Source organism: Clostridium gelidum, assembly GCF_019977655.1.
GTDB classification, from domain to species: Bacteria; Bacillota; Clostridia; order Clostridiales; family Clostridiaceae; genus Clostridium; species Clostridium gelidum.
In genome coordinates this window covers 780,106-805,000 of the sequence record NZ_AP024849.1, presented here as the reverse complement: position 1 = coordinate 805,000, position 24,895 = coordinate 780,106, and the positions used below count along the sequence as shown (strand labels likewise).

Genomic DNA, 24,895 nt, shown 5'->3' with positions numbered 1-24,895 from the left:
ATTTGGTTTTATTTATTTCTAAGATAATATAAAGCTTCTCCAGTTAGGTTTGCCTGCCCCATGTGAACCCATCCATAAGAACTTATAGAATAACTACCGAATTTAGGACTTTCCCACTTTTTGCAAGGTTATCCACTTTATAAGCCAATACTTGGTTTACTTGCGTTATGTTCCACATGTCCTCTAGCTCTTCCTTCATATATTACCGTTACCAGTAACGCACTTGCATTCGAGTTGTCTTCCTATCAGTACGGCGACGCAGAATTCTTTCAGCCTGTCGGCTCAGCAAACATGCTGGACGAACAAAAAAAGCCGTAGTACAACGTACTACGACCTTTGTGGCAGGGGCACTAGGATTCGAACCTAGAATCAATGGTTTTGGAGACCACTACTCTACCGTTGAGCCATACCCCTAAGACAATAATGATTATATAACACATTTATAAATAAATCAACAAATTTTTCATTTTACACTGAGAAATATAATATTATGGATACCAAAAGTTAAAATTATACTTCTAATATCTATATTTAAGTTATTTTATATTACTAACGCCTAACGCCGTAACTTCTTTAGTTTTTTGACCATTTCGATAATTCATTTACATTCCATAAAATCAAATCATCAAAAGACATTTTGCCATAATACTTCCATAGGTTTATTGTGCTGTATCCTGCTACGTTAATTTTTGTTCCTTGTTCTCCATCTACTATTATAATAACTTTTTTAGGATCTATATTATTAATCTTTACAAATTCAGTTATTTCATGATTATCAAGCTGAATTGTATTTAAATTTAGAGATTTAGTTAAATAATCAAAATCATTATTCAATGTTATAAATTTATACTCATTGAGTGATTTTATTTTATCCTCATATTTTTTTATATTCCCATCAAATTCTTTAATAGCATCATTATAATTCTCTTCATAATAATCCCTATTTTGAGGATCTCTATCTTGAATAGCTGCCTTTACATTATATAATGCTATCTTATACTCTTCTATACCTTCAAAATAACATGGATTCTCTTTATTATGGACATCATCTAAAAGCCTTACACCTCTAGCTAAATTTATTATTCCAAGATTCCCCTTCTTTAATTCATCGATAAACGACTTACTCCAAGGTTCAAATGAAGTTCCTGAATATATAAATAAATCCATATTTGATATATTATTTAAAACATCTTCGCTATATTTAAATTCACTAATGTCTTTTTGATTAGTAAACATATATTCTACATTATTTTTTTCTTTTATAATTTTCTTAACCATATCATACTGAGGTTTATTAACTGTCATTATATTTAGATACTTATCTCTATTTTCAATTCTACTATTATCAGTATTGGCTAATAAAGGGCTTGAAAATACACTCATACCAAAAGATAATGCAATAGTTATTATTACCATTGCAAAGGTAATCTTCTTCAAAAATAAGTCACCTCCAAAATTTTTAACTGCTTATTTTTATAATCTTATTTTCAACTAGCATTCTAATTGAATTTTCCACTTACATTTTATTAATATATATAATAATTAATATCTACACTAATTATTATATATTACTTTTCGTATTAATATGTCAATTTAGTTTAGTATATATTCGGTTTTATTATACCAATAAATTTGAAATAAATATATATAAATTTATTACATATTTCTGAATATTTAATTTAGGCACATGAAAATAAATAACAAAACTAATTTTTCTTAATCATCTTCCTTATTAGATATTTTATTAATTTGCTTTTATACAATTTTGAGATAAAATAAAAGAATGGGAATTTATATACTTAAATTTTTATTATGTGTTTTTAGATCATAGAATTAAATTAAAAATTCTAAATATAATATTTGAGTTCTCACTTATTAAGGAGGCATTTCATGGAATTTGAAGTTTATGGCGTAGATGATACTACTCAATTAGGAATAAAATTAGGTGAATTATTGAAACCTGGTGATATAATTTGTTTAACTGGCGATTTAGGAACTGGTAAAACCCATATTACAAAAGGAATTGCAAAGGGTTTAGGCATAAATGATACTATTACAAGTCCAACCTTTACAATTGTTAATGAATATGAAGGTGGAAGATTAAAACTTAATCATTTTGATGTTTATAGAGTAAGTGATCCTGATGAAATTTATGCAATTGGATTTGATGATTATATATTTTCAGATGCCGTATCTATTATAGAATGGGCAAATTATATAGAAGAAATTTTACCAAAGGACTTACTTCATATAAAAATAGAAAAAGACTTTGAAAGTGACGAAGATTATAGAAAAATAACTTTAACTCCGTACGGAGAAAGATATGATTATATAAAGGAGTTGAAATTATGATTGTACTTGCTGTAGACTCGTCTTCAAAAGTTGCAACTGTTGCACTAATGAAGAACAAAAAATTACTTGGAGAAATTACTTTAGCTGATAAAAAAGAGCACTCTGTAATATTAATGACTATTATTGAAAACTTATTGGATAATAATAATTTAACCATAGATGATATTGATGGTTATGTGGTTTCCAAAGGGCCTGGTTCTTTTACTGGACTTAGAATAGGTATGGCAACCGTAAAAGGTCTAAGCTTTGGAAGTAATAAGCCTTATGTTAGCGTATCTAGTTTAGATGCCTTAGCGCTTAGTGTATCTAATTTTGATGGAATTATATGTCCTATAATGGATGCTTTAAGAGATAGTGTATACACTTCATTATATAGAGGAAATTCAACTTGCACTAATTCATCTAGTGAATCCACAAATACTGATGGGAACTATGACTTACCAGTTAAATTAGAACAACTTTTAGATTATTCTGCCTTAGATTTAAGTGAACTAATAGAATTAATTAAAGCTAAAAATGAAAAAGTTATATTTATAGGTGATGGAGTTGATAAATATAAAGATTATTTAATTGAAAATTGTCCAAATTGTTATTTTCCTCCTAATCATCTTAATGTAGTTAGAGCTTCTTCTTTGGGTGAGATAGGTAGTATATTACTGGAAAATGGTGATTTTGATGATTCAAACTCTGCTCCATTTTATTTAAAGAAACCCCAAGCTGTCAGAGAATATGAGCAAAGGATGAAGTAAAATATGGATATAATGATTGATTTCATGAAAGAAGAAGATATTGATGCAATTTTAGATATTAGTTCATTAAGTTTTTCTGTTTGTTGGAGCAAGGGCTCTTATATTCAAGAATTAACTAATCCTATTGCTAGATATCTAGTTGCAAAAATTGATAATAAAGTTGTAGGTTTTATAGGAACATGGATTGTACTTGATGAGTCACACATAACAAATATAGCAGTACATCCGAACCATAGAAAACACGGTATTGGATCAAAACTCCTTAAAGAATTCCTTGACTATTGCAAAAGTCAAGGGTGTATTGCTTATACTCTTGAAGTAAGAAGTGGCAATAAAGCCGCCAGAGCACTTTATGAAAAATACAATTTTAAACAAGATGGCGTTAGAAAAGGATATTATGAAGACAATAAAGAAGATGCTATAATAATGTGGTTAAGAGAGTAATAATATATTTAGATATATTTATCCACAGAAAGGGGCTGTTGCAAAACTAACGTAGTTAGTTTTGTGGCAGCTCATTTTTTTATAAAAAAAATAAAAAATGTGAATTCAAAAGAATTCACATTTTTAGTATAATTAAATTATGTTAAAAACCAAATTATACAATAAAAATTATAATCAATTTAATGATAATTATCAACTTATATTACCATTAAATTTAGAAAACTTAATACCAGAAGATGATTCAGTCCGCTTGCTAAGCCATATATTGGAGGGATTAAATTATACAAAGTTGTATCAGGCGTACTCTTCCGTTGGAAGAAAACCGGCAGTGGAACCAAAAATCATGTTCAAAATAGTATCGTATGCTTATTCTCAAAATGTTTATTCTAGTAGAAAAATAGAGAAAGCATGCAAAAGAGATATAAATTTCAAGTGGCTACTTCAAGGTTATAAAGCACCTGATCATGCTACCATTAGTAGATTCCGTAAAGAATATCTTTCAAATGAAGTAATTGAAGATTTATTTTATCAACAAGTTAAATATCTAGCAGCTCAAAAGGAAATATTATTTGAAAATGTATTTATTGATGGTACTAAAATCGAAGCGAATGCCAATCGTTATACTTTTGTTTGGAAGAAATCCATTTATAAAAATGAGGAAAAAATGTTTGATAAGATTCTTACTCTTGCTGAAAATATCAATCTTGAAGAATCGAGAGACTTTATTGTTAAAAAAGAAACATTGATATATGATATTGATAAAATTCTCGAATGGCTTTTATATGAAAAAGACAAAAGAAACATAGAGTTTGTTCACGGTATTGGTAAAAGAAAAACTGCAATTCAGAAATGGATAGAGCAACTATTTGAATATAAAGAAAGACAAGAAAAATATAATTTCAGTAAAAACATATTATCAAAAAGAAATAGTTATTCTAAAACTGATACAGATGCAACTTTTATGCGTATGAAAGATGACCATATGAGAAATGGTCAATTGAAACCTGCATATAATGCACAAATCGCAGTTGAAAGTGAATACGTAACCGGGGTCGGAATATTTGATGATAGAAATGATATAGCAACATTAATACCTATGCTTAATAATATGCAAGAAAAAATTGGGTATAAATATCTTAATGTAATTGCAGATTCTGGTTACGAAAGTGAGGAGAACTATTTATTTTTAGAATCTAACAATCAAACTCCGTATATAAAACCACAAACTTATGAAAAGTGGAAAAAAAGAAGTTTTAAAAATGATATTAGTAAACGTGAAAACATGAAATATGATGCAGAATCAGATTTATATATTTGCCATAATGGTAGAAAGTTGATTCCGACCTCTATTATTAATAGAAAATCCGCCAGTGGATACAAATCAGAGGCTACTATCTATGAGTGTGAAAGTTGTGATAACTGTGCTCATAAATCGAAGTGCACGAAAGCAAAAGGAAATAGAAAGATGCAAGTTTCAAAAACTTTTGTGGAAAAGCGTGAAATATCTTATAGAAATATCACAACTGAATTTGGAACTAAATTAAGAATGAACAGATCTATTCAGGTCGAAGGAGCATTTGGAGTTCTAAAAAGTGATTATGAATTCAATAGATTTTTAACACGTGGAAAAAATAGTGTTAAAACTGAATTTATTTTGCTTTGTTTTGGCTACAACATTAACAAATTGCATTTAAAAATACAAAATGAAAGAACCCAAAATCATCTTCATGAATTAAAATCTACTGCCTAATTATGGAATAAAATAAGTAGGCTTATTTGAGTGCGCTTGAAATTCAGAAATCTCCCCAAAATTGATTTGATATTTCAATTTTGGGGAGATTTCTTTCTTTGAATCGAAAAGGAGCATCGCTCCTGATCGAAAATCAATCATTTTGCGACACTCCCCTTTTTATTGTAACTAACTATATTGCTTTAAGTATATTTTTTAAATTTTTTCCTTCCTCAAAATCTGGATCTAAAACTAGAGATTTTTCTGTATACTCAAGTGCTTTATCAATTTGTTGCAAATTATAATAACAAAGTGCAATTTCATAATTGGTTTCAGGGCACTCACCATAAAATTCTAATGAAGATTCCAAAAATCTTAGAGCATCATTATCTTGACCAAGATAACCCAATATTGAGCCAAAATGATATCCTAAATCTCCTTCTTCACCAATAGGAAAATAGTGTTCCCAAATGTTTTTGATTGCATCAATCAATTCATCTTTCGGAAAGTTTTCTTCTGTTGGTATTCTTTCAAGCAATATGTTATATAATTCAAGTAAAGTTCTTGAATCCCATACGGTAAACCTTAAGAACGTCAAAAGTTCTTTGGTAGTTAAAGACTTACTTAAAGGCATAATTGCTTTTTTCATAATATAGAAGTCATCTGGCCCTATGCCTTCAATAATCTCATTATAAGCCATTGAAGTCTCTACAAAATCATTATTATTCTTACTTAATAAAAACAGTGACACATTTACATTTTCATGCTCATATATGCTATGTATGGCTTTTCCACCAAGGCCTTTAAAATATAGCTCTAAAGCATGAAAGTTGACTGTCATAGAAATACACCCATGTTTTGATAAAAACGGATGATAATTTCCAGCCATAGATTCTTCATTTTTATAACCCTTATCAGCCGATATTAGGATTACGTCATCATTAAATAACTTTCTTAATCTTGAAATACACCTTAAACCAATTATAGGCATGTAAAAAGCTGTATCCTCTAGAGAATTTTTATAATGCATTAGCACATTATTAAAATTCTTATCTTCGTAATAATCGCTGCCATCAATTTTTTTATCTGTATAATAATAATCCAAACCTGCCAGAATGGATTTATCGTTAGGGTCACGTGTCTCTTTTGAAGTTACTGTAATTAATCCCTCAAAAAGTTCTTCGTCCTTAACATAAAAAGTATCTTGAGGAAGACTGTCAAAGGTATAATTAGCAAATAAAATTAAAGGATTTTTCATTTTGCCACTTGATAGAATTTCTCCACTATATCTAAGTTTAACCTCTTCATCTTTAGATATATCAAAGGTTGCACAATCAAGTACTCCTGATTCAAAGTAAGGCTTTAAAAAGCTGTGATTTTGCCAATATTCAATATTTCTCTCCGCAAAATCTGATACTATATATTTAAACTTTAGACCTTTTAGTGAAGAATTTTCAATCATATGTAAAAATCTTTTTAGAAAAGTATAGGTAAATCGTCCCACTCCTGCTGCAAGCTCCATTATGTAGATGACAGTATTTTTATCTATATCTTCCCGTGCTGCATAATCTCGTAAATACCCAAAGACAGTTTTAGCATATTGGTTTGCAATGTAAGGATTTGTTGTTATATATTGAGGTACGATTCCTTTAATCCACGCCTCTGGCCCCTGATTTGAAAAGAACTCCGTTTGTAATTCCCATAACATTGACTTAGATAATGGCTTTTCAGCCTCAACTATAACTCCAGCCTTCTCCTTATCTTTTGACTTAGTAACCGTAGTAATGTTATATTTCTTATTTTTTTCTGACAAAATAATTCCTCCCTAAATTTAAAAAATCAATTTCAAGAACAAAATCTCCCTGTGGTCGAGTAGAACTGTTGTGCACAGCCAGTTCCGCAAGCTGTTTCCTATATAATAAAAATATTCTTAAAAAAAGCGATAAAATGTTATCAACTATTTTTTATATTAACTCAATTTCATTACTTATCAATATCTCCATAATTTGTTCAGTTGGTTTTTCATCTGTTATTATTGCATTGATATCGTCAATTGCTGCAAATTTGTAATTACCATCCACATTAAATTTTTTATTTTCCATTACTAAAAATGTTTTCTTGCTAGATTGTATTATTGTTGCTTTTGTAATTCCATCTTCAATCTCAAAAGTAGTTATACTTTTATCAAAAGCATCAACTCCACAACTACCTATAAAGGATTTATCAAATCTATACTTTTTAATAAAATCATTAGCTGTAGCTCCAACAAATCCATTCAGTGGCTTATTTAAAACTCCAGAAACAACTACGACTGTAATATTATCATTTGATGAAGATAAAATATTTGCTATTTCTAACATATTTGTTACAACTATTACTCTTTTTTTACTTGCTAAAAGAGCTTTTGCTATTAAAATATTTATTGTTGATATATCTAAGAATATAGTTTCTCTATCTTCTATTAATTCTAAAGCTTTTTTTGAGATGATTGATTTTGTTGAAATATCTATTTTTTCTCTTTCTGATATATCATATAGTTGAGATGATTGCCTGACTTGAATTGCTCCTCCATATGTTCTTTTTAAACTTCCATTATGCTCTAATTGCTTTAAATCTTTTCTAATACAGTCTTCTGTTACATTAAATTTTTGGCTTAAATCTTTAACCTTAACTTTGCCTTCTGAATTTAATATATTTAATATCTCATCTAATCTTTCTTCTGTAAACATATTGTTATTCTCCTTCTATTAATTAACTAACTTATAGTTTATATAATTATTAATTGAAAGGCAATAGATTATGTTATTAAATAATACAGAAAAATAACAAACAATATATAATAATAATATCTTATTTATTATTTTTTTAATTGTGCCTTATATATAAAAGGGCTGTTGCAGAATAGAAATCTAATATGTTAAATGGCTTAGTATATGCTAATTAAATTCCATGCTGAGTGTTCTAAAAAAATGTTGTTACTAATAGTAATATTTTTAGCTCTTTTTATTTACTTAATATGGGCTAGTTTTAGTTCTTTAGTAACCCCTAGTTTTAATTGCTCTTTAATCCTATTTCTTTTGTACATATAAATTTTTCTCAAAAGACAAATAAGAAATAATACCAGCTTAATTAATCACTTTTTAAACATATTAACAACATTTTTTTTAAACAGCCACTATAGAAATAAAAATTACTATGCGATGGTGAATAATTAAGTTATTCAAATAATAATTTATAAATTTTGTAAATATAATTTCCAATGTAACAATAAAAAGAAGCTATTGCTTATAATGATTTAAAAAATCATTTTGCAACAGCCCCTTTATACTTAATTTTATTCTAAAAACACTTTTTACTATTACTCTTTTTCAAAATCTGATTTTGGAACTCCACATAATGGACAAACCCATTCTTCAGGTACATCTTCAAATTTAGTTCCGGCTGCAACACCGTTATCTGGATCACCTGCTTCTTCATCATAAATATAACCACATACTGTACAAATGTATTTTTCCATAATATAAATCCTCCTTTAAATTAATGATATTATTAATTTAATATACATATATTGTGAATACTTATTTAATTATTTTTACATAAATAAGTATTCATTTCAACATGGATATAATTAAAGCTCTTCTACAATACTTTTCCCAAATTCTCTGCATCTATTTAATGCATCTTCATCTGGATTCCATAATTCTTTTATTCCTGCATTAATTGTCTTAATTCCAGATTTCTCTAATTCTTCTGTAATTATTTTTACAGACTCTCCGCTCCATCCATAACTACCAAAACCGGCTCCTTTTTTGCCTTTAAATTTAAAGCCTTTAATCATTTCTATTATTGAAGCTGTTGAAGATAAAATACCATTATTTATAGTTGATGACCCAATAAGAACTGTTTTTGATCTAAATATTTCTACTATTGTATCGTTCTTATCACTTTTAGCGGAATTCACAATCTTTACTGTCACATCTTTATTATTGCTTGTTATTCCTTCTGCTATGCATTCTGCCATTCTTCTTGTAGAATCCCACATACTATCGTATACTATTGTAATTTGATTTTCAGCATATTCATTTGCCCATTGTAAATATTTATTTACTATTTGAATTGGATTATCTCTCCATATTATTCCATGACTTGGGCAGATCATATCAATTTGCAGATTAAGACTCAATATTTCTTCAATTTTCTTTAGAACTTGTTTACTAAATGGAGTTAAAATATTTGCATAATATTTTAGTGCTTCTTGATATAATTCTGATTGATCTACTTTATCATTATACATAAATTCAGAAGCATAATGTTGACCAAAACCATCATTACTAAATAATATATTTTCTTCTGATAAATATGTAAACATAGTATCTGGCCAATGAAGCATTGCAGCCTCTATAAAAGTAAGTTTATGCGTTCCAAGATCTAATGTATCTCCAGTTTTTACTTCTACAAAGTTCCAATCCTGATGATAGTATCCTTTTAATATCCTAACACCAGCTTTAGTACAATAAATTGGTGTATTAGGTATCTCTTTCATAAGCTCTACTAAAGCACCACTATGATCAACTTCTGAATGGTTCATAACTATATAATCAATTTTATGTATATCTACTTCTTTTTTTAAATTAGTAATAAATTCATTAGTAAATGGACCCCAAACAGTATCCATAAGTACTGTCTTTTCATCTTTAATTAAATATGAATTATATGAAGAACCCTTATGTGTAGAATATTCATCTCCATGAAACTTTTTTAATTCCCAATCAATTTTCCCAACCCAAGTTACAGTGTCATTTATTTTAAAACTCATATTAAACCTCCTTCACTTTTAATCTATATTAATATAATACCAAAACAAGTATTATTATTCAATAGTTATTATTAATTAGCTATAGCTTTTCTATAATTTCAACTTTATATAATCACTATAACTTTAACTTTATATAATCACTATAATTTATATAAAGATTAAAAACAATACTTAATATTCAATTTTATTTTATAAATTTTAATATATATGTTGCAATTAACAATTAATGCCCTTTATAGATAGTCTGTGACCAATTGTGGATGAAATTCTCACAGGATTTATTAAATTTTAAATGAAGAATCATTTTGTAACATATATAGATACCCACAGCTGAAATTTTACTTATGCTTGGTATTATATTCAACATTTACTATGCTTAGGAGAATATCCAAACAGAGAAATTGGATACATATTTGTAACCACAAGGGTCATAATATGAAGTAGGCATTGAAAATAAGCTGCTGAAGCTTCTTAATGGGAAGTTGTTCCATTATAGTTTGTCCAAATTTTACATTTGGACAAAACTATAATGGGTGCAACCTCCCATTTAGAATGCTTCCAGCGAAATTTTCACAGTCCTACGGAATAAATATGTATTCAATTTCGGCGGATGTAGGCATAAGTATGAGCTCCACTGTGGTTATCTATATTTATAATAATTTATATTTATATATCTTTTAATTTTTCCAAAATAAAGAGAAGGCCGTTTCAAAATAATTTAATCATTTCGAAACAGCCTTCTCTTTATTTTATATATATTATATTGTTTTTGTTTTGTTTTCTGGACTGCCAAAATTTGGTTCTGCTTTGAAAATTGAAACTGATACTCTTTTATATAGTGCATATGTTAATACTGATACTAAAATAGACTTTATTCCATTAAAAGGTAACAATCCCATAATAACATATTTCATTGATTCTGCTGATGACATTTGCATTCCGTAAGCTGGCAATAAGAAATAAACATTTGCGATTATTGCTACTACTTCCATACAAACTGCACCTAAAACCATTCCTAATATTGCACCTTTTTTACTCTTATTTCTGCTATATACAAATGATGCTGGTAATATTAATGCAACTCCAATTATAAAGTTTGCTGTTTCTCCAACTAATCCTGTTTGTGTTCCTTTTACTAATACTATTAGTATATTTTTTATCAGTTCTATAAGAACTCCTGCTAAAGGTCCAAATCCAAATGCACCTAATAATGCTGGCACATCACTTAAGTCAATCTTAAGCCATGCTGGTAAAAATGGTATTGGAAAATCAAAATACATAAGTATAAGTGCTATAGCTGATAATAGAGAAATTTTAACCATTTTGTTTGTGTTTTTATTCATTTTTTTGCCTCCCAAAAGTTATCTTCTTTGGGTAGCTTATTAGGTATTTCATTTTTAATATATTCTTATTTTTAATAAAGTAATCAAAAAAGCCCTGATGTAAAAAAACATCAGGGCACATACTTCAATAAATAAGAATAAAGAAAATCTTAATTCCTAATAGTTACCTTCTTTCATCCAGACTATACTGTCGGCTTTGGAGTTACACCAAATCAGCTTGTTAAAGCTCGCGGGCTATACCGCCGGTAGGGATTCACGCCCTGCCCTGAAGATATATTATATTTTCTTTATTATATAACTTTATTATATAATTTGCAATATATTATTTTTCTAAATCAACCACAATGTCATCAAATAGAATTTCTCCATGTTCAGGATGATCTGCATCTACTGTATGCTTAATTTCAGTTTCGTTTCCATTCTCATCCATAGAAACTCCGCCTCCAGTATTAGATAAGTGCATTTTAGGAGTTACTATAAGCTTAGTAGCCTTTTCATCTAATTTCCCAAAAGTTTTACTCCAATACATTGTATTATCTTTATCATTTCCATGACCTCCATTACCTTCTCCTTTATAAATATTACCCAAGTCATCTTTAATCTCTATTTCTAGATCCATATTGAACCATTTTTTCTTCAACTCATCAGTTACAACCTGTGAATAATTAACTATACATGACATAGAGGTTTTTGTAATACTATCAATATTAGCTTTAGCCCCATCCTTTTCAGTTCCTTTATTTATGATTTGTTTGTCACTCGATATAGCTTTTAGATTAAAATCAAAGTCCCACTTCCCGCTTATTTTCACATCAGAATGATTTTCTTCTGTATCCATTATTTCTCTTATAATTAATTTACAGGACACTTCATCTTTTTCTTCATCTATTGTTCTATTTTCTTGACCAATATAAGTATTCTCTGCTACTTTTTTTGTTTCAGAACTACCAGTCATTCCTCCTCTATATCCTTTTATATTAAAATCCCCTCCTCCACATGTCATTGGATCTTCACCTAAATCTCTATCTGTTTTTATCTCATAGGTATAAGATATTGTTTTTCCATCAAATATTGCATCTTTTATAGTAATTGCAGTTCCATTACTTTCTTTAGTTACATTAATTTCATTTGCATTTTCCTTGTATTTATCATACAAACCAGTTCTACCATTATCTAAAAGTCTAAATATATCTCCAACTATGGGAATTTCTGCTGCATAAGCTGGATTTGTTATTCCAACTGCTCCTATACTTCCAATTACTACACAACATAAAGCTGCTGCAACCAAACTTTTTTTCTTCCATCCATTATTCTTCTTTATTGATTTTTTTAAAGATTTTTTCACATTTGCTTTTTCAAATTCCGAAACATCCATTGTCCCAATCTCACTTTCATCTATATCTACATCATTTAGCAATTCATAAATATCTTTCATATTACACTACCTCCAATTTCACTCTAGCTATTTCTTTACTAAGTTTTTTCTTTCCTCTGTAAATCCTGTTATCAATAGCTGCTCTACTAAGTGCAAATTTTTTAGCTATGTCATCAGACTTGACTCCTAAGAAAAATTTCATAGTAAATATATCTCTATCTAAAGGTTCAAGGGTGTTTATTAATTCTATTAATTCATTTCTATCTTCTGTATTAATAATTTCTTCTTCAACTAATTTATTTGTACTTATCTCTTTATCTTCCAAGGTAACGTCTGAATTCTTAATTTCTTTTCTGTAATAATCAATAGCTTTAAATTTAGCCACTTTATATATCCATTTCTTAAAATCCAGCTCTTCCCCATTAAATTTATTGCTGTTATTCCACACTGAAAGAAATACATCATTTACGCACTCATCAATAATCCCATCCCTTCCAAGTGGTGAAAGTACTTTATATACAGCTGATTTAACTATTCCCAAATAATTATCTACTACAAATTCTAATGCATCTTCTTTCCCTTTTTTTAGCCTACTAATATAATTTTTTTCGGTACACCTCATAAAATTTCTCCAATCTAATATTCTGTAAAAGCTCTTACACTTTATATAACGCAAATAAAAATATTTTCTCTCATATTGTTTTGCTTATGGATATTTAGGCATAATTAAAAAAATAACAAGCCCATATGCCTTATCTTTCATATTTTGAAATTTTTTCCTCATCCCATTTTCCCAAATAAGTTATAAAATAGCAAACTTAATAGCTTTTCTAATATGGTCATGGTGAAAAAGCTTTAGGTTTGCTTTTAGAACTATATGATTTACTTATAAAATTAATGTATAATTGTGGTAATAAGTAAAATATATTGAAGTTAAGTAATTTTATTTATGAAAGATCAAAATATAATTGTTAAGGAGTAAGTTATAATGAATGATAATTTTGATTATGAGAAAGAAAATCAGCCTATAGTGTGTAATGAAAATAGAATTGAAAAGTTTTTAGAAAATCAAAGAAGAGAAAAACAGGAGTTAAAATGCGAAAAAATATATAATTATATAAAGACATTTTTATGGTTATTCTCAATGTTTATAACTTATTCATATATAATAATTTTAAAAAAGTATTATAACTTCGAGGCTTACCCCAAACCTCCTTATTTTAGTGGACCTCCTATTGGAAATTCAACACTTTTTGAAACATATAAAAAATATTTTGAACCATATTTCGGAATTTTACAATATGCTACTTTCTCTATGATTAGAGTAATTCCTTCAAAAATAATATGCATTATATTCTCATCATTTGTTGGCTTAATTTTAATATTTCCAGCTAAAATAGTTTTAACTGAATGGCTTCAATCTTTTTATTATGTACCTAGTTTATATTGGCTATTTATAGTGTATTGTATATCCATATTATTATATTTCTTATTTGGAGTTTTCACTTTACTTTATGAAAATATGTATAAATACATGGTGAAAGTATCTTTTAGTAATTGGCTATTCCCTTGCATGCAAAGCCAATTAGATAATGACGGCAATAGGACAATAACTAAAAAAACTTATATTTTAGTTTTAGGATCCTTTTTGGTTTTATTTCTTTTAATCAATTTTTCATAAACTCACAGGAATATTCAAGTAATTTACTATTTTTTTCACATGAATTTATGAAAAGTAAATATATTGCAACTACTTTTTTACTTATATCCGCTCAGCCCGCATTTTTCAAGCAAATTCTAAAATTCTGAAATTCTAAAGTTTTAAAATTCTTTAGAATTTCAGAATTTTAGAATTTTTAATATATATTGCAAAATCATTATTAAAACTTATACAATACAGCATTAGGCACTTAAAAATAAATAACAAGTCCAAAGCTTACATAATGTATCTTACTTACAATTCAAAATACTCCTCCATCAATATATCAAGATTATTTTGTATTTCTAGTTTTTCATTATATAAAGCATTTAGCTTTTCATAATCAGTTGAAAACTTACTGATTTCCTGTTCTATAACCTTTAGCTGTTCCTCAAATTCTTCTATTTGTTTTTCTAATTTTGATTTCTTAAACTCATTGTTATTACCTTTTGTAGTTTTAGATGTTTTTTCTTTTTGTGTCTTTACTATTTTTTCTTTAGTTGCAGCTTCTATAATTAATGTTGCACTTTTTATCTGAACTGACTTTTCTTTATAATATTCATAATTACCACCATAAGAAGTCAATGATCCTTCTGCTAATTCTACAACTCTGCTTGCTATATTATTTATAAAATATCTATCATGAGATACAAACATAATTGTACCTTTGAATTCCTTTAAGAAGTCTTCTAATTCTTCTCTTGAATCAATATCTAAATGATTTGTTGGTTCGTCTAGAATCAATAAGTTCACTTCACTATACATTAACATAGCTAACTTTAATCTGCTTCTTTCACCACCCGAAAGAGTTCCAACCTTTTTAAATACCTGTTCACCAAAGAACATATATCTTGCAAGGTATTCTCTTGCCTTTCCATCGGTTATTACTATGTCTTCCCTAAAAGATTCTAGTATAGTTTTGCTCTCATCTTCAAAAACAATATTTTGTGGCAAATATCCAAGTTTTATAGAACTACCTAAATTTGCAGTTCCACTATCTGCCTCACTAAGTCCAAGTAAAATTTTAATCAATGTTGATTTCCCACATCCATTTGCTCCGAGAAGAGCTACACTTTCTTTATTTCTTATTAATAATTCAGCTTTATTTAAAAGAATCTTTTGGCCATAACTTTTACATAAATCCTTAATTATAACTACATTATCTCCAGACCTATTAGAAGTAGCTGAATTTATATTAATACTTTCCCTTTCTTCTACAGGTTTATCTATTCTCTTAACCTTATCTAAAAGTTTCTGCATACTTGCTGCTCTTCTAAAAAACTTGCCATTATCTCCTCTCATTCCCCAATCTCTAAGCTGAGCAATAGACTTTTCCATCTCTTTAATTTTTTTCTGCTGATCTAAAAAGACATCCATTTGAAGTTTAAGTTGTCTTTCTTTCTCATCTACAAAAGCTGTATAGTTTCCATAATAACTTTTTGATACCATATCCTCTATTTCTACTATCTTTGTAACTACATTGTCTAAAAAATATCTATCATGAGATACTATTATTACTATCCCTTTGTACTCTTTAAGATACGCTTCAAGCCATTCCATTGATTCTAAATCTAAATGATTAGAAGGTTCATCTAATAACAATATATCTGGATTTTGAAGTAATATCTTCCCAAGAATTATTGTGGTCTTTTCTCCACCACTTAACTCAGCGAATAATTTTCCCTTGAAAACATCATTAATCTTAAGCCCACTACAAACTTTACTTAATTTCTCCTCTTTTTCATAACCACCTAAACTCTCATAAAGGACTTGTACCTTTGAATACTTATTTAATACCCTATCCATATTAGCTTCATCAGCATTTGAAAGTTGCTTTTCTAATAGTTCTAATTCCTTATAGACATTATCAATATTTTCAAAGGCTAAATTTAATACATCAATGACCCTAAAGTCATCTGGATAAATTGGCATCTGTTCAAGATATCCTAAGGTTGCTCCTTTTTTAAAGGACAAATTACCACTTTCATAACCTTCACTACCTATAATTATTTTTAAGAGTGTACTTTTTCCACAACCATTACTTCCTACAATCCCAACTTTTTCACCTGTTTGAACCTCAAAAGTAATATCCTCTAAAACCTTAGTTGCACCATAATATTTTTGTAATTTATTTAAAGCCAATTCTATCATTTTTAATTCCTCCAACATTTTCTTTATTTTGATGTTTTCTAAGTTTTAACATTATAAACATCATTACTGGAACATATAACAATGCTATAATTCCAAAGGTTATTGAAAAGCCTATTTTTTCTGCAAGTAGTCCAAACAAAGGAAATACAAATATCATAAATGCACTAAAACATAAACTGTCAAAAGACAATATTGTTGCCCTATACTCTGATGGTATCCTTTTATTTATATAATCACTGAATATTATAAATCCTACTCCTCCTGAAATTGATATTACAAGAAAGAATACTATAGATAAATTCTTAATTAACGCTAATCCCATAAGTGAAAATAAATTTACTAAGGCTATGCCTATTAATGTTCCTTTCAATTTCAATAATTTTTCAATTCTATATGCATATTTTGAACTTATTGCATCAACAAGGCTACTTAATGTACATATTATGGCAATTGCAGTCTTTGAATAGCCCATATCCGAAAAATACTTTTGGCTGTAGAAATACACAGTCGTTTGGACACTTGCTACCAAAGCAGAGAATAGTATTAAATACAGCACCATTCTCCTTGCTTTAAGTACTTTTATACTTGTTACTAATTGATTTACTATTAAGTTTCCTTGTTGCTTTTCTTCTTCTTTATCTTTAGCTTTTTCTTTATGAATCGGTGGTTCACTAAAACTATAAGCTGCTATTAAAGCTCCTATTTGTAGAATAGTTCCGAGTATATATGCATATAAAAATTTTATATCTGCTAATATTCCTCCTAGCAAAACAGCTAACCCTTGCGCAATAGACATGACGAAGGCTAGGTTTCCCCATATTTTTTTATACTTTTCCTCTTCTCCTAATTCTTTTAAGCTATCATAAACTAATGCTTCAGCTGCTCCAGAATTTAAATTCATAGATGCAGCACTTAAACAAAAAGCAATTGCAAAGCCTAAAAAGCTATCTGATATTATCATAAGAATACAAGAAATTACACTTACAATTCTCCCTATAATTACACTAAACTTTTTTCCATACACATCTGCAATAACGCCTGTAGGTAATTCAAAAAGCACCCCTGTTATGTGATAAACCGATTCTAATAGTCCTATTTCAACTAAGGACATACCTCTAAAAGCTAGGTATAAAACCCATATTGCTGAAGTGATATTTAATTGTAATAGAAAATTATATACGTAACTGACTGATATATTTCGTTTTAATTTATTATTGATACTCATATTTTATTGCCTCCATATAATTTTGTATTTGTAATTTTTACAAACAAAAATAAGCCCCTTGCTAATCTTCTTTAATTTAAAATTAAAAAAATACAACAATAAAAGGCTTATGGAAGAGAGCATATCCTTAAGTTTTAATCTTATGACAAAAAACTTATTAGACCTATTCAAAAAATAACAAGCATACTGACTAGTTATTTTTTGAATATGCCAAAATTTAAATAAGTACACAATAAAAGGACTCAAAGCACAAAACCTTGAGTCCTAAAAAATCTTAACATATTAGTAACCTGAATTCATATACTTTGAATTCAACTAACAAAAAAAGATGTAGAATCATGGATTTATACTATAATCAGTACTTATTCTAAAAATGGACGCACTTCTCCCGTTAAAAGCTGACATTCCATTTTTTGCGTATGAACTACTAGATTCTAAAATCTTCTTACAAGTAACTCTAACTGTACCAACTATATTAGCCATAATCTATCCTCCTTTTCAAATAATTGTCTTAATTATATCTCAAGTATTGGTAATTATCAATATATTTTCTCTTATAATTAAAGATATCCTTTTCACTTCAAATTTCGTTAATATATCAAAATATTTGACAGTAGTCTGTACAAGTTTACACTGTATATATATAATTGATTAATAAATAAATAAATCATTGTAGATTTTTAAAAGGAGACAATTTAAAATGAAAGCTAATAAAGGAATAGGTACAAGATTATATCTGCTGATAGCATTGGTTATAGTATTCACACTTAGTATAATCAGCTTTTCAGGGATTACATTTAGAAATTCTAACGAAAAATATAAAGATAGGCTACAAGTAACTGCTGAATATATAAATTTAGTTGATGAAGCAAGACAAGCCCAAGTGGATTTCAAGAAACAAGTACAAGAGTGGAAAAATACCCTTTTAAGAGGTCGTGACACTGAATCCTTTAAAAAATATTATTCTCAATTCTCACAAGAAAATAACAATGTTCAAACACAGTTATCAAAACTCAAAGAAGATATGACAAAACTAGGTATTGATACTTCTTCAGTTGATTCATTGTTAAATGCTCACAAAGATCTTTATAATAAATATGGCAAAGCAATCCAAAGCTATGATCAAAACAATATAGAAAGTTATCGTATAGTAGATGGATTAGTAAACGGTATTGATAGAAAACCTACTGATGATATGGATGCGTTGGTAAAACAAATACAAGCTATAGCTACATCAGGAACTGAAAATATGATAAAGCAATCTGATATTGACGCTAATAATTTCACTAGGAATTTGATTTGCATTGCAGTTATTGGTATCATCTTAATTATTTTGTTCACTATCTTAATTATATTTACATATAAAGGAATTACAAGATTTATAGAACAATTTAAAACATTATTGGAGCAAGCAGAAAGTGGAGATCTTACGGTAAGTGGCAAAATATATAAAAAGGATGAGCTCGATGAGCTTACTGAAAAGTTCAATAAATTTATTTCTAAAGTTAGAAACTTGATTTCTGAGGCTAAAGAAGCAAGTAAAGCAGTAGCATCTTCTTCTAATGAAATAACAAAAACTTCTGATCAAATAGGTAGAAGCGCTGAAGAAATTTCATGTACTATTACTAATATAGCAGAAGGTGCTTCAGAGCAGGCTGAATTGGCTGACAAGAGTAATAATTCTGTTAAAGATGTTGTACAAGGTTTAAATCGTATAACAGAAAATACATTCCATATTAATGAACTTTCAAATAAAACAATTGGAACTGTAACTAATGGAACTAAAAATCTTAAGCAACAAATTGACAGAATGTCTAACACCAAGAATTCAGCTCAAAATGTTAGTGATGTAATTTCTCATCTATCAATAAAATCCAATGAAATTGGAAAAGTTGTAGAATTTATAAATGAGATTACAGACCAAATAAACCTCTTAGCCCTAAATGCATCAATAGAGGCAGCCAGAGCTGGTGATGCTGGCAGAGGCTTTACCGTAGTGGCTAAAGAAGTTGAAAATTTAGCAGTACTATCAAAAGACTCAACACAAAAGATAAGCAATCTTATATCGGATGTACAAGCTGATATTGAAAAAGCTGTCGTTGAAGTGACTACTACAAATGTTTCAATAGATGAACAAGCAACCTCACTTAAACTTACAGATGATTCATTTAACCTTATACAAAAATCTGTTTTTGAAGTAACAAATAAAATAAAAGAGGTTGTTATTGAAACAGAAGTAATTAATAAAAATGCAATAGCTGTAGAAAAATCCATAAAGAATATTGCAAACATAATAGAACAAAATGCTGCAAATACAGAAGAAGCTGCTTCCGCTACTGAGGAGCAAACAGCTTCTATTCAAGAAGTATCCTCATCAATGGTTATTCTTGCAGAGCTATCAAGCCATCTACAAAATTCAATATCTAAATTTAAAGTATAATTAAGGCACAATCAAATAAATAACAAGTACATCTGCCAGTCTATTTTCCATTATGCTGTGTCAGCAAAATGCCATAATAGGCCCGCTATGATAGCAATTTACTTCCTTGCCTAATGAAAAATATTCATGGCAGTTTTGAACTTGTTATTTATTTTCATGTGCCTAAAACTAATGACTGATTTTTATAGTGACTTTAAAAAATCAGTCATTAGTTTTTTTATGTGACTGCTTTTATTCCTACATAAAACTTTACACAACCATTTGACACATGTTCTTAATCTAATGTTATTTATTTTCATTTTTAATATATTGCTCAATATTATTTACTTTTCTCTTTAACTCATCTATTTCTCTTGAGGAATTTACTATCTTTCTAAAAAATCTGAGCATTTCTAAAAATACTATGAATGCTATTGCTACTATAATACCAACGGATATCCCTTGCACTATTATTCCCCCTTAGAATTTTCAAAATTCATGTTCTAATTTATTCTACATAATTGACCTTACTATTAATTTTTTGGAAACTCTTAAAACAGTTTCCGAAAAAATTTAGCTATTACCTCCGTTACTAACCCTACAATCTCCATAATTCTTCCAAAAAGCATTCCGATTATAATTATTATGATTACTCCTATTACACCTGCTATAGTTTCCATTTAATATCCTTCTTTACCTGTTATATTATTAACTCTCAACTTATTGCTCTTAAATTTAATTCCTCTACACTACATAACTATATTATATACATAACAAGAAAAACTTACCATATCACTTTTTATATGGTAAGTCATTTCTACTAATTATTTATCCAATTTTAGTAAAGTCCTCATTTACTTATGATACGGCTCACCGTCCATTATCCTAAACCTTATTTATTACTTAATTATTTCAAATGTCAGCGAAATTGTCTATTAATGATAGTAAAACTAGCAAAGGAGTGAAATTTTCCATAATAACCATCTTCCCCTTAATAAAAATTTTACACCTTTTAAGAAGATTGTTCATTAAATTATTACTTTTAGCATGCCTATGGTTAAAGTTAATATTACTGAAACTGTTATAATAATTATTATTCCTATTATATCCGTATTGCTACCAAATGGCTTCCATTGATTTTTTTTACGGCTCACGGAAATGAACCATGAAAGAACTAAAAAGGGCAATATATAAGATACAAGACTTAATAACTCCTTCCCTGTTTGTTTAATTATATTTTGTTGATACGTAATTACAACACTTGATATTATCCAAAAGACTATGCCAACTATTATCTTATGACCTATAAATTCCACCTTTTCAGAAACTGTATTATTCCATTTTTTATTCATTTCTTGCCTTCCTGTCACTAATTTATAAATTTAATATGAACGTAATAATTTTCACTTGTGACACACTTAAAAAAATATGTGCACTTATCTAATATATTAAATGTAATTTTGTTTTTCTATTATTATACAATTATGATATACATATTTTTTATCCTGACAATCGTACATTTGCTTCAGATCACGTATAGAAAGTTCTTCATAATTAAATATATTAGGTTTAATACTTTGCTTATCATCAAGCCATATTAACCAAAGTTCTAATTGATGTCCTTTACTAATATTTTCTTTTAGGTATTCTAATAATTGTTTTACTCTTAATTCCGAATACTCAAAATGTATTGAATAAATGAATGGTTTATGAGTATACCATTTCACATTTTTCTCAAAGTTAGTACCTTTTTTAATAACCAGTTCATCTACATCACTTTCTTTTTCAAAGAATATTATCTTATCATCTGGGTTCATTTTCTCCCAAGGCATAAATTTATGTGCTTCTACTCCTAATTTAATGGCTTCTTGCACAGTAATAATTCTTTCCTTTGAATTTTTTACTTCTGGTATTTCATAATCGGTTGCTATAAACGAATAAATACTCATATAATCACATCCTAAATATAATTTATGTTTGTACTAACTTAATTCATAATTAAATACTCGTGAGAATAAATTCATGTATAAATTATACCATTATTTTCTATACTATTCAGATTTTATTAGAGTACTAGTTTTTTGAATATGAACTTATTGACATTTGAAATTTAACAAGCCAAGAATTACCTATGCTTTATTTCCTTTTAATGATTTGCCAGTTTACAAAAAAACTTAACAAAGCTAGTACACATTAAATATACACATTAAAAAGAAGCAGCTATTCTGCTTCTAAGAAGATTTCGTCGCATCCTCGACTTGTTAATATGCCTAATACTTCAAATCTATCGACTGTCTTAATATTCTTTTAGTAAATTATATAATCTCTCAACTTCATTTGTAATTATACTATCTACTTTAAATTTCATAACCATTTTCATATGTTCTTCTTTATTTACAGTATAGGGATTAACTATTATTCCTGCTTCTTTTATTTCCTTCATATATTCTTTATTTAATATGCTTGGAAAACATGGATGATAGCATTGCACTGAAATAGCATTTAAATATTGAGGTACATTTGCAAGAGTTGAATCCGTTAAAGCACCAAGTCTTATTTCTTTATCTAACTTTCTTACCTTTATTAAGCTTAAGTGATTAAAACTCGAAATTATAATTTTTTCTTTTAAATTGTATTGATAAATCATAGCTAAAACTTTTTCTTCTAATCCTTCATAAGGAAATATACTGTTTTTTAATTCTAAATTTAATACTTCTAAATTTGAATCTGCTACAAGTTCTAAAAGTTCTTTTAACGTTGGTATTTCTTCTCCACTTTTAGTCCTAAATTTTTTAAGTTCAGCTAATGTATAATCCTTAACATATCCTTTACCATCAGTAGTCCTATCTAAAGTTTCATCATGAATTATAACTGGCACATTATCTTTAGATAATTGCACATCTGTCTCAATTCCATCAGCCTTATATTCAATTGTTTTTCTAAATGCAATCATTGTATTTTCATCAAATTTTCCACTATATCCTCTGTGAGCAATATTTAAAATTTTCAATTTAAACACATCCTCTTTATTTTATAATCTATATATTGTATATTCTAACATTAATGGTAAAGAGATAGAAGATACCTTTAAATATCTTCTATCTCTTTATTTTGAGTTTTAATATATCTCTATTTATTAGCTTTATTATACTTCTCTATTGCTGAATTTATTGATTTTTCACTAGCATCTATAGCTTCTTCTGGTGTTGATTTTCCTTGAAGCACAGCTTCTATGTTTGTTTCAATAGTTTGTCTTGCTTCTGGGAATACTCCAAGAAGTGCTCCTTTAGATTCAACTGATGATGCATGTAATTGGTCAATTGCTGTTTTAAATTGAGGTGTCTTTGCTAAATGATCTTTCATTTCTGGTAAATCATACGCTTTTGTAGTTACTGGGAAATATCCTGTTTGTTCATTCCAATAAACTTGTTGTTCTGGTGCTACCATGAATTTAATAAATTCAAAAGCTGCTTTTTGCTTTGCTTCATCATCTTTATTCATAATCCATAATGATGCACCACCTATTGAAACTCCACCTTTATCATCTTTATTTATTTTAGGTAAAAATGCTGTTCCAACTTCAAATTTTCCATTAACTCCACTTAATACAGTACTAAGTCCTGCTGTTGAATCAATAAACATTGCTGTTTTTCCTGCTATAAAAGCTTGTTGTGTATCTGCTGTTTTTTTACCAAAGTTACCAAGCAAGCCTTGATCGTAAAGATCTTTCCAAGCTTTCACTATCTTTAATCCGCCACCATTATTCTTAAAGTCTACACTTGTAGCGCCTGAATCTCTACCATTCCCATTGTTTGCAAATGGTTGTAATTGTTTTGCTAAAAATTGTTCAAAAAACCACCCATAAATAGCCATAGAGTATCCATATTGAGAAACAGTATTTCCATCTTTCTTAGTCAATTTTTCTGAATATGTTTTAATTTCATCAAAATCCGCTGGAGCCTTTTCTGGATCTAATCCTGCTGCCTTAAAGGCTGTCTTATTATAATACAAAATTGGTGTTGATGAATTAAATGGCATTGAATTTAATTTCTTATCAACTGTATAGTACGCTAAAAGATTAGGTTCTAATGCTGAATTATCAAATTTATCATCATCTATAAATTTTTGCATTGGAGTTGATAGCTTAGAATCTATCATCCATCTAGTTCCAAGATCATAAAGCTGCATTATATCTGGATAAGTGTTCTTATCTTTTGAGCTTTTTATCTTATTAATTGCATCATCATATTCCCCTTGATATTGCGCAGTAACTGTAATGTTATTCTTATTTTCCTTATTAAATTTGTCCACTAGGGTATTAATAGCCTCTCCGCCCTTTCCGCCCATTGAGTGCCAGAAAACGAGTTGTGTTTTTTCACTTGATTTTACATCTGCTTTGCTACTTGAACCGCTAGCCCCTGCACCACATCCTGCCAAAGCACTCATACATAAACAAGCTGTAACCATTAGTGATAAAATTCTTTTTTTCATAGAAACCTCCATCTTTTTTTAATTTATAATTCAAATTATATTTTTTCATTGTTCAGTATATATTTGAAGTCTCTCCCAAGAAATTTGTATCTTAGAAAATTC

23 protein-coding genes, 1 tRNA gene and 1 riboswitch are annotated in these 24,895 nt (G+C 28.4%); of the genes, 6 read left to right on the top strand and 18 right to left on the bottom strand.

All coding sequences use genetic code 11. The features are described 5' to 3' along the window. Positions 1-339: 339 nt before the first annotated feature. Both psyc5s11_RS03850 and psyc5s11_RS03845 read right to left on the bottom strand, forming a co-directional pair. Positions 340-414: transfer RNA gene (locus psyc5s11_RS03850), tRNA-Trp, on the bottom strand. A 159-nt stretch (positions 415-573) separates the two neighbouring features. After that, positions 574-1,437, bottom strand: a complete 864-nt coding sequence (locus psyc5s11_RS03845; RefSeq protein ID WP_224036321.1) for a metal ABC transporter substrate-binding protein — start codon at positions 1,435-1,437, stop codon at positions 574-576. Between the two features lie 453 nt (positions 1,438-1,890). Between psyc5s11_RS03845 and tsaE the strand changes: the two genes are divergently transcribed. The 4 genes from tsaE (at position 1,891) to psyc5s11_RS03825 (ending at position 5,295) form a co-directional block, all read left to right on the top strand. Beyond that, entirely contained in the window at positions 1,891-2,352 is a 462-nt protein-coding gene (gene tsaE / locus psyc5s11_RS03840; protein ID WP_224036320.1) for a tRNA (adenosine(37)-N6)-threonylcarbamoyltransferase complex ATPase subunit type 1 TsaE, read from the top strand. Continuing rightward, a complete protein-coding gene (gene tsaB / locus psyc5s11_RS03835) occupies positions 2,349-3,101 on the top strand; it encodes a tRNA (adenosine(37)-N6)-threonylcarbamoyltransferase complex dimerization subunit type 1 TsaB (RefSeq protein WP_224036319.1) in 753 nt (250 codons plus the stop codon). The genes tsaE and tsaB overlap by 4 nt, the downstream gene beginning before the upstream one ends. Before the next feature lie 3 nt (positions 3,102-3,104). After that, complete coding sequence (gene rimI / locus psyc5s11_RS03830) at positions 3,105-3,545, top strand: ribosomal protein S18-alanine N-acetyltransferase (protein ID WP_224036318.1); 441 nt, start codon at positions 3,105-3,107, stop codon at positions 3,543-3,545. A 139-nt stretch (positions 3,546-3,684) separates the two neighbouring features. Beyond that, positions 3,685-5,295 carry an IS1182 family transposase gene (locus psyc5s11_RS03825; RefSeq protein WP_224033889.1) on the top strand — a complete coding sequence of 537 codons (1,611 nt, stop codon included), beginning with the start codon at positions 3,685-3,687 and terminating at the stop codon, positions 5,293-5,295. Positions 5,296-5,467: 172 nt separating this feature from the next. On the opposite strand, the gene psyc5s11_RS03820 is transcribed toward psyc5s11_RS03825, so the two are convergent. From psyc5s11_RS03820 to psyc5s11_RS03790, 7 genes are all read right to left on the bottom strand, one after another. After that, on the bottom strand, positions 5,468-7,087 hold the full coding sequence (locus psyc5s11_RS03820; protein ID WP_224036317.1) for a tetratricopeptide repeat protein: 1,620 nt from the start codon (positions 7,085-7,087) through the stop codon (positions 5,468-5,470). A 151-nt stretch (positions 7,088-7,238) separates the two neighbouring features. Continuing rightward, positions 7,239-8,003 carry a DeoR/GlpR family DNA-binding transcription regulator gene (locus tag psyc5s11_RS03815; protein ID WP_224036316.1) on the bottom strand — a complete coding sequence of 255 codons (765 nt, stop codon included), beginning with the start codon at positions 8,001-8,003 and terminating at the stop codon, positions 7,239-7,241. Between the two features lie 629 nt (positions 8,004-8,632). Beyond that, positions 8,633-8,791: a rubredoxin gene (rd, locus tag psyc5s11_RS03810; RefSeq protein WP_224036315.1), complete on the bottom strand. Its 159-nt coding sequence runs from the start codon at positions 8,789-8,791 to the stop codon at positions 8,633-8,635. A 111-nt stretch (positions 8,792-8,902) separates the two neighbouring features. Then, on the bottom strand, positions 8,903-10,090 hold the full coding sequence (locus psyc5s11_RS03805; RefSeq protein ID WP_224036314.1) for an anaerobic nitric oxide reductase flavorubredoxin: 1,188 nt from the start codon (positions 10,088-10,090) through the stop codon (positions 8,903-8,905). Positions 10,091-10,848: 758 nt separating this feature from the next. Continuing rightward, positions 10,849-11,433, bottom strand: a complete 585-nt coding sequence (locus psyc5s11_RS03800; RefSeq protein WP_224036313.1) for an ECF transporter S component — start codon at positions 11,431-11,433, stop codon at positions 10,849-10,851. Between the two features lie 161 nt (positions 11,434-11,594). Further along, positions 11,595-11,710, bottom strand: a riboswitch (FMN riboswitch). A gap of 45 nt (positions 11,711-11,755) precedes the next feature. Further along, positions 11,756-12,868 (bottom strand): DUF4179 domain-containing protein, encoded by a 1,113-nt coding sequence (locus psyc5s11_RS03795; RefSeq protein WP_224036312.1) that lies wholly within the window; start codon positions 12,866-12,868, stop codon positions 11,756-11,758. 1 nt (position 12,869) lies between these two features. Next, a complete protein-coding gene (locus psyc5s11_RS03790) occupies positions 12,870-13,430 on the bottom strand; it encodes a sigma-70 family RNA polymerase sigma factor (protein ID WP_224036311.1) in 561 nt (186 codons plus the stop codon). Positions 13,431-13,796: 366 nt separating this feature from the next. Between psyc5s11_RS03790 and psyc5s11_RS03785 the strand changes: the two genes are divergently transcribed. Next, positions 13,797-14,489, top strand: a complete 693-nt coding sequence (locus psyc5s11_RS03785; RefSeq protein ID WP_224036310.1) for a hypothetical protein — start codon at positions 13,797-13,799, stop codon at positions 14,487-14,489. A 273-nt stretch (positions 14,490-14,762) separates the two neighbouring features. Here the strand turns inward: psyc5s11_RS03785 and abc-f are convergent, their stop codons facing one another. From abc-f to psyc5s11_RS03770, 3 genes are all read right to left on the bottom strand, one after another. Beyond that, positions 14,763-16,658 (bottom strand): ribosomal protection-like ABC-F family protein, encoded by a 1,896-nt coding sequence (abc-f, locus tag psyc5s11_RS03780; protein ID WP_224036309.1) that lies wholly within the window; start codon positions 16,656-16,658, stop codon positions 14,763-14,765. After that, entirely contained in the window at positions 16,636-17,883 is a 1,248-nt protein-coding gene (locus psyc5s11_RS03775; protein WP_224036308.1) for an MFS transporter, read from the bottom strand. The genes abc-f and psyc5s11_RS03775 overlap by 23 nt, the downstream gene beginning before the upstream one ends. Positions 17,884-18,219: 336 nt before the next feature. Further along, positions 18,220-18,366: a hypothetical protein gene (locus tag psyc5s11_RS03770; RefSeq protein ID WP_224036307.1), complete on the bottom strand. Its 147-nt coding sequence runs from the start codon at positions 18,364-18,366 to the stop codon at positions 18,220-18,222. A gap of 217 nt (positions 18,367-18,583) precedes the next feature. Here psyc5s11_RS03770 and psyc5s11_RS03765 point away from each other — a divergent pair, with 217 nt between their 5' ends. After that, positions 18,584-20,323 carry a methyl-accepting chemotaxis protein gene (locus psyc5s11_RS03765; protein WP_224036306.1) on the top strand — a complete coding sequence of 580 codons (1,740 nt, stop codon included), beginning with the start codon at positions 18,584-18,586 and terminating at the stop codon, positions 20,321-20,323. A gap of 285 nt (positions 20,324-20,608) precedes the next feature. On the opposite strand, the gene psyc5s11_RS03760 is transcribed toward psyc5s11_RS03765, so the two are convergent. The 6 genes from psyc5s11_RS03760 to psyc5s11_RS03740 all read right to left on the bottom strand — a co-directional run bounded on the left by psyc5s11_RS03760 (position 20,609) and on the right by psyc5s11_RS03740 (position 24,793). Continuing rightward, complete coding sequence (locus tag psyc5s11_RS03760) at positions 20,609-20,770, bottom strand: hypothetical protein (RefSeq protein ID WP_224036305.1); 162 nt, start codon at positions 20,768-20,770, stop codon at positions 20,609-20,611. An 83-nt stretch (positions 20,771-20,853) separates the two neighbouring features. After that, positions 20,854-20,982, bottom strand: coding sequence for a hypothetical protein (locus psyc5s11_RS27800; RefSeq protein WP_258712425.1), 129 nt, complete (start codon positions 20,980-20,982; stop codon positions 20,854-20,856). A gap of 348 nt (positions 20,983-21,330) precedes the next feature. Next, positions 21,331-21,654, bottom strand: coding sequence for a hypothetical protein (locus tag psyc5s11_RS03755; protein ID WP_224036304.1), 324 nt, complete (start codon positions 21,652-21,654; stop codon positions 21,331-21,333). A 96-nt stretch (positions 21,655-21,750) separates the two neighbouring features. Then, the gene (locus tag psyc5s11_RS03750; RefSeq protein WP_224036303.1) at positions 21,751-22,251 is read right to left on the bottom strand and encodes a hypothetical protein; all 501 of its coding nucleotides are present in this window, start codon (positions 22,249-22,251) and stop codon (positions 21,751-21,753) included. Positions 22,252-22,598: 347 nt separating this feature from the next. Continuing rightward, positions 22,599-23,312, bottom strand: a complete 714-nt coding sequence (locus psyc5s11_RS03745; protein ID WP_224036302.1) for a glycerophosphodiester phosphodiesterase — start codon at positions 23,310-23,312, stop codon at positions 22,599-22,601. Positions 23,313-23,431: 119 nt separating this feature from the next. Then, a complete protein-coding gene (locus psyc5s11_RS03740; RefSeq protein WP_224036301.1) occupies positions 23,432-24,793 on the bottom strand; it encodes an ABC transporter substrate-binding protein in 1,362 nt (453 codons plus the stop codon). Between the last annotated feature and the right edge of the window lie 102 nt (positions 24,794-24,895).

Excerpts from the sequence above, each read along its gene's own strand:
- psyc5s11_RS03770 (WP_224036307.1), bottom strand. The coding sequence starts at position 18,366 with ATGGCTAATATAGTTGGTACAGTTAGAGTTACTTGTAAGAAGATTTTA.
- psyc5s11_RS03750 (WP_224036303.1), bottom strand. The coding sequence starts at position 22,251 with ATGAGTATTTATTCGTTTATAGCAACCGATTATGAAATACCAGAAGTA.
- psyc5s11_RS03825 (WP_224033889.1), top strand. The coding sequence starts at position 3,685 with ATGTTAAAAACCAAATTATACAATAAAAATTATAATCAATTTAATGAT.
- psyc5s11_RS03740 (WP_224036301.1), bottom strand. The coding sequence starts at position 24,793 with ATGAAAAAAAGAATTTTATCACTAATGGTTACAGCTTGTTTATGTATG.
- abc-f (WP_224036309.1), bottom strand. The coding sequence starts at position 16,658 with ATGATAGAATTGGCTTTAAATAAATTACAAAAATATTATGGTGCAACT.
- psyc5s11_RS03765 (WP_224036306.1), top strand. The coding sequence starts at position 18,584 with ATGAAAGCTAATAAAGGAATAGGTACAAGATTATATCTGCTGATAGCA.
- psyc5s11_RS03785 (WP_224036310.1), top strand. The coding sequence starts at position 13,797 with ATGAATGATAATTTTGATTATGAGAAAGAAAATCAGCCTATAGTGTGT.
- psyc5s11_RS03815 (WP_224036316.1), bottom strand. The coding sequence starts at position 8,003 with ATGTTTACAGAAGAAAGATTAGATGAGATATTAAATATATTAAATTCA.
- psyc5s11_RS03775 (WP_224036308.1), bottom strand. The coding sequence starts at position 17,883 with ATGAGTATCAATAATAAATTAAAACGAAATATATCAGTCAGTTACGTA.
- psyc5s11_RS03805 (WP_224036314.1), bottom strand. The coding sequence starts at position 10,090 with ATGAGTTTTAAAATAAATGACACTGTAACTTGGGTTGGGAAAATTGAT.
- rd (WP_224036315.1), bottom strand. The coding sequence starts at position 8,791 with ATGGAAAAATACATTTGTACAGTATGTGGTTATATTTATGATGAAGAA.
- tsaB (WP_224036319.1), top strand. The coding sequence starts at position 2,349 with ATGATTGTACTTGCTGTAGACTCGTCTTCAAAAGTTGCAACTGTTGCA.
- tsaE (WP_224036320.1), top strand. The coding sequence starts at position 1,891 with ATGGAATTTGAAGTTTATGGCGTAGATGATACTACTCAATTAGGAATA.
- psyc5s11_RS03790 (WP_224036311.1), bottom strand. The coding sequence starts at position 13,430 with ATGAGGTGTACCGAAAAAAATTATATTAGTAGGCTAAAAAAAGGGAAA.
- rimI (WP_224036318.1), top strand. The coding sequence starts at position 3,105 with ATGGATATAATGATTGATTTCATGAAAGAAGAAGATATTGATGCAATT.
- psyc5s11_RS03800 (WP_224036313.1), bottom strand. The coding sequence starts at position 11,433 with ATGAATAAAAACACAAACAAAATGGTTAAAATTTCTCTATTATCAGCT.
- psyc5s11_RS03755 (WP_224036304.1), bottom strand. The coding sequence starts at position 21,654 with ATGAATAAAAAATGGAATAATACAGTTTCTGAAAAGGTGGAATTTATA.
- psyc5s11_RS27800 (WP_258712425.1), bottom strand. The coding sequence starts at position 20,982 with ATGGAAACTATAGCAGGTGTAATAGGAGTAATCATAATAATTATAATC.
- psyc5s11_RS03795 (WP_224036312.1), bottom strand. The coding sequence starts at position 12,868 with ATGAAAGATATTTATGAATTGCTAAATGATGTAGATATAGATGAAAGT.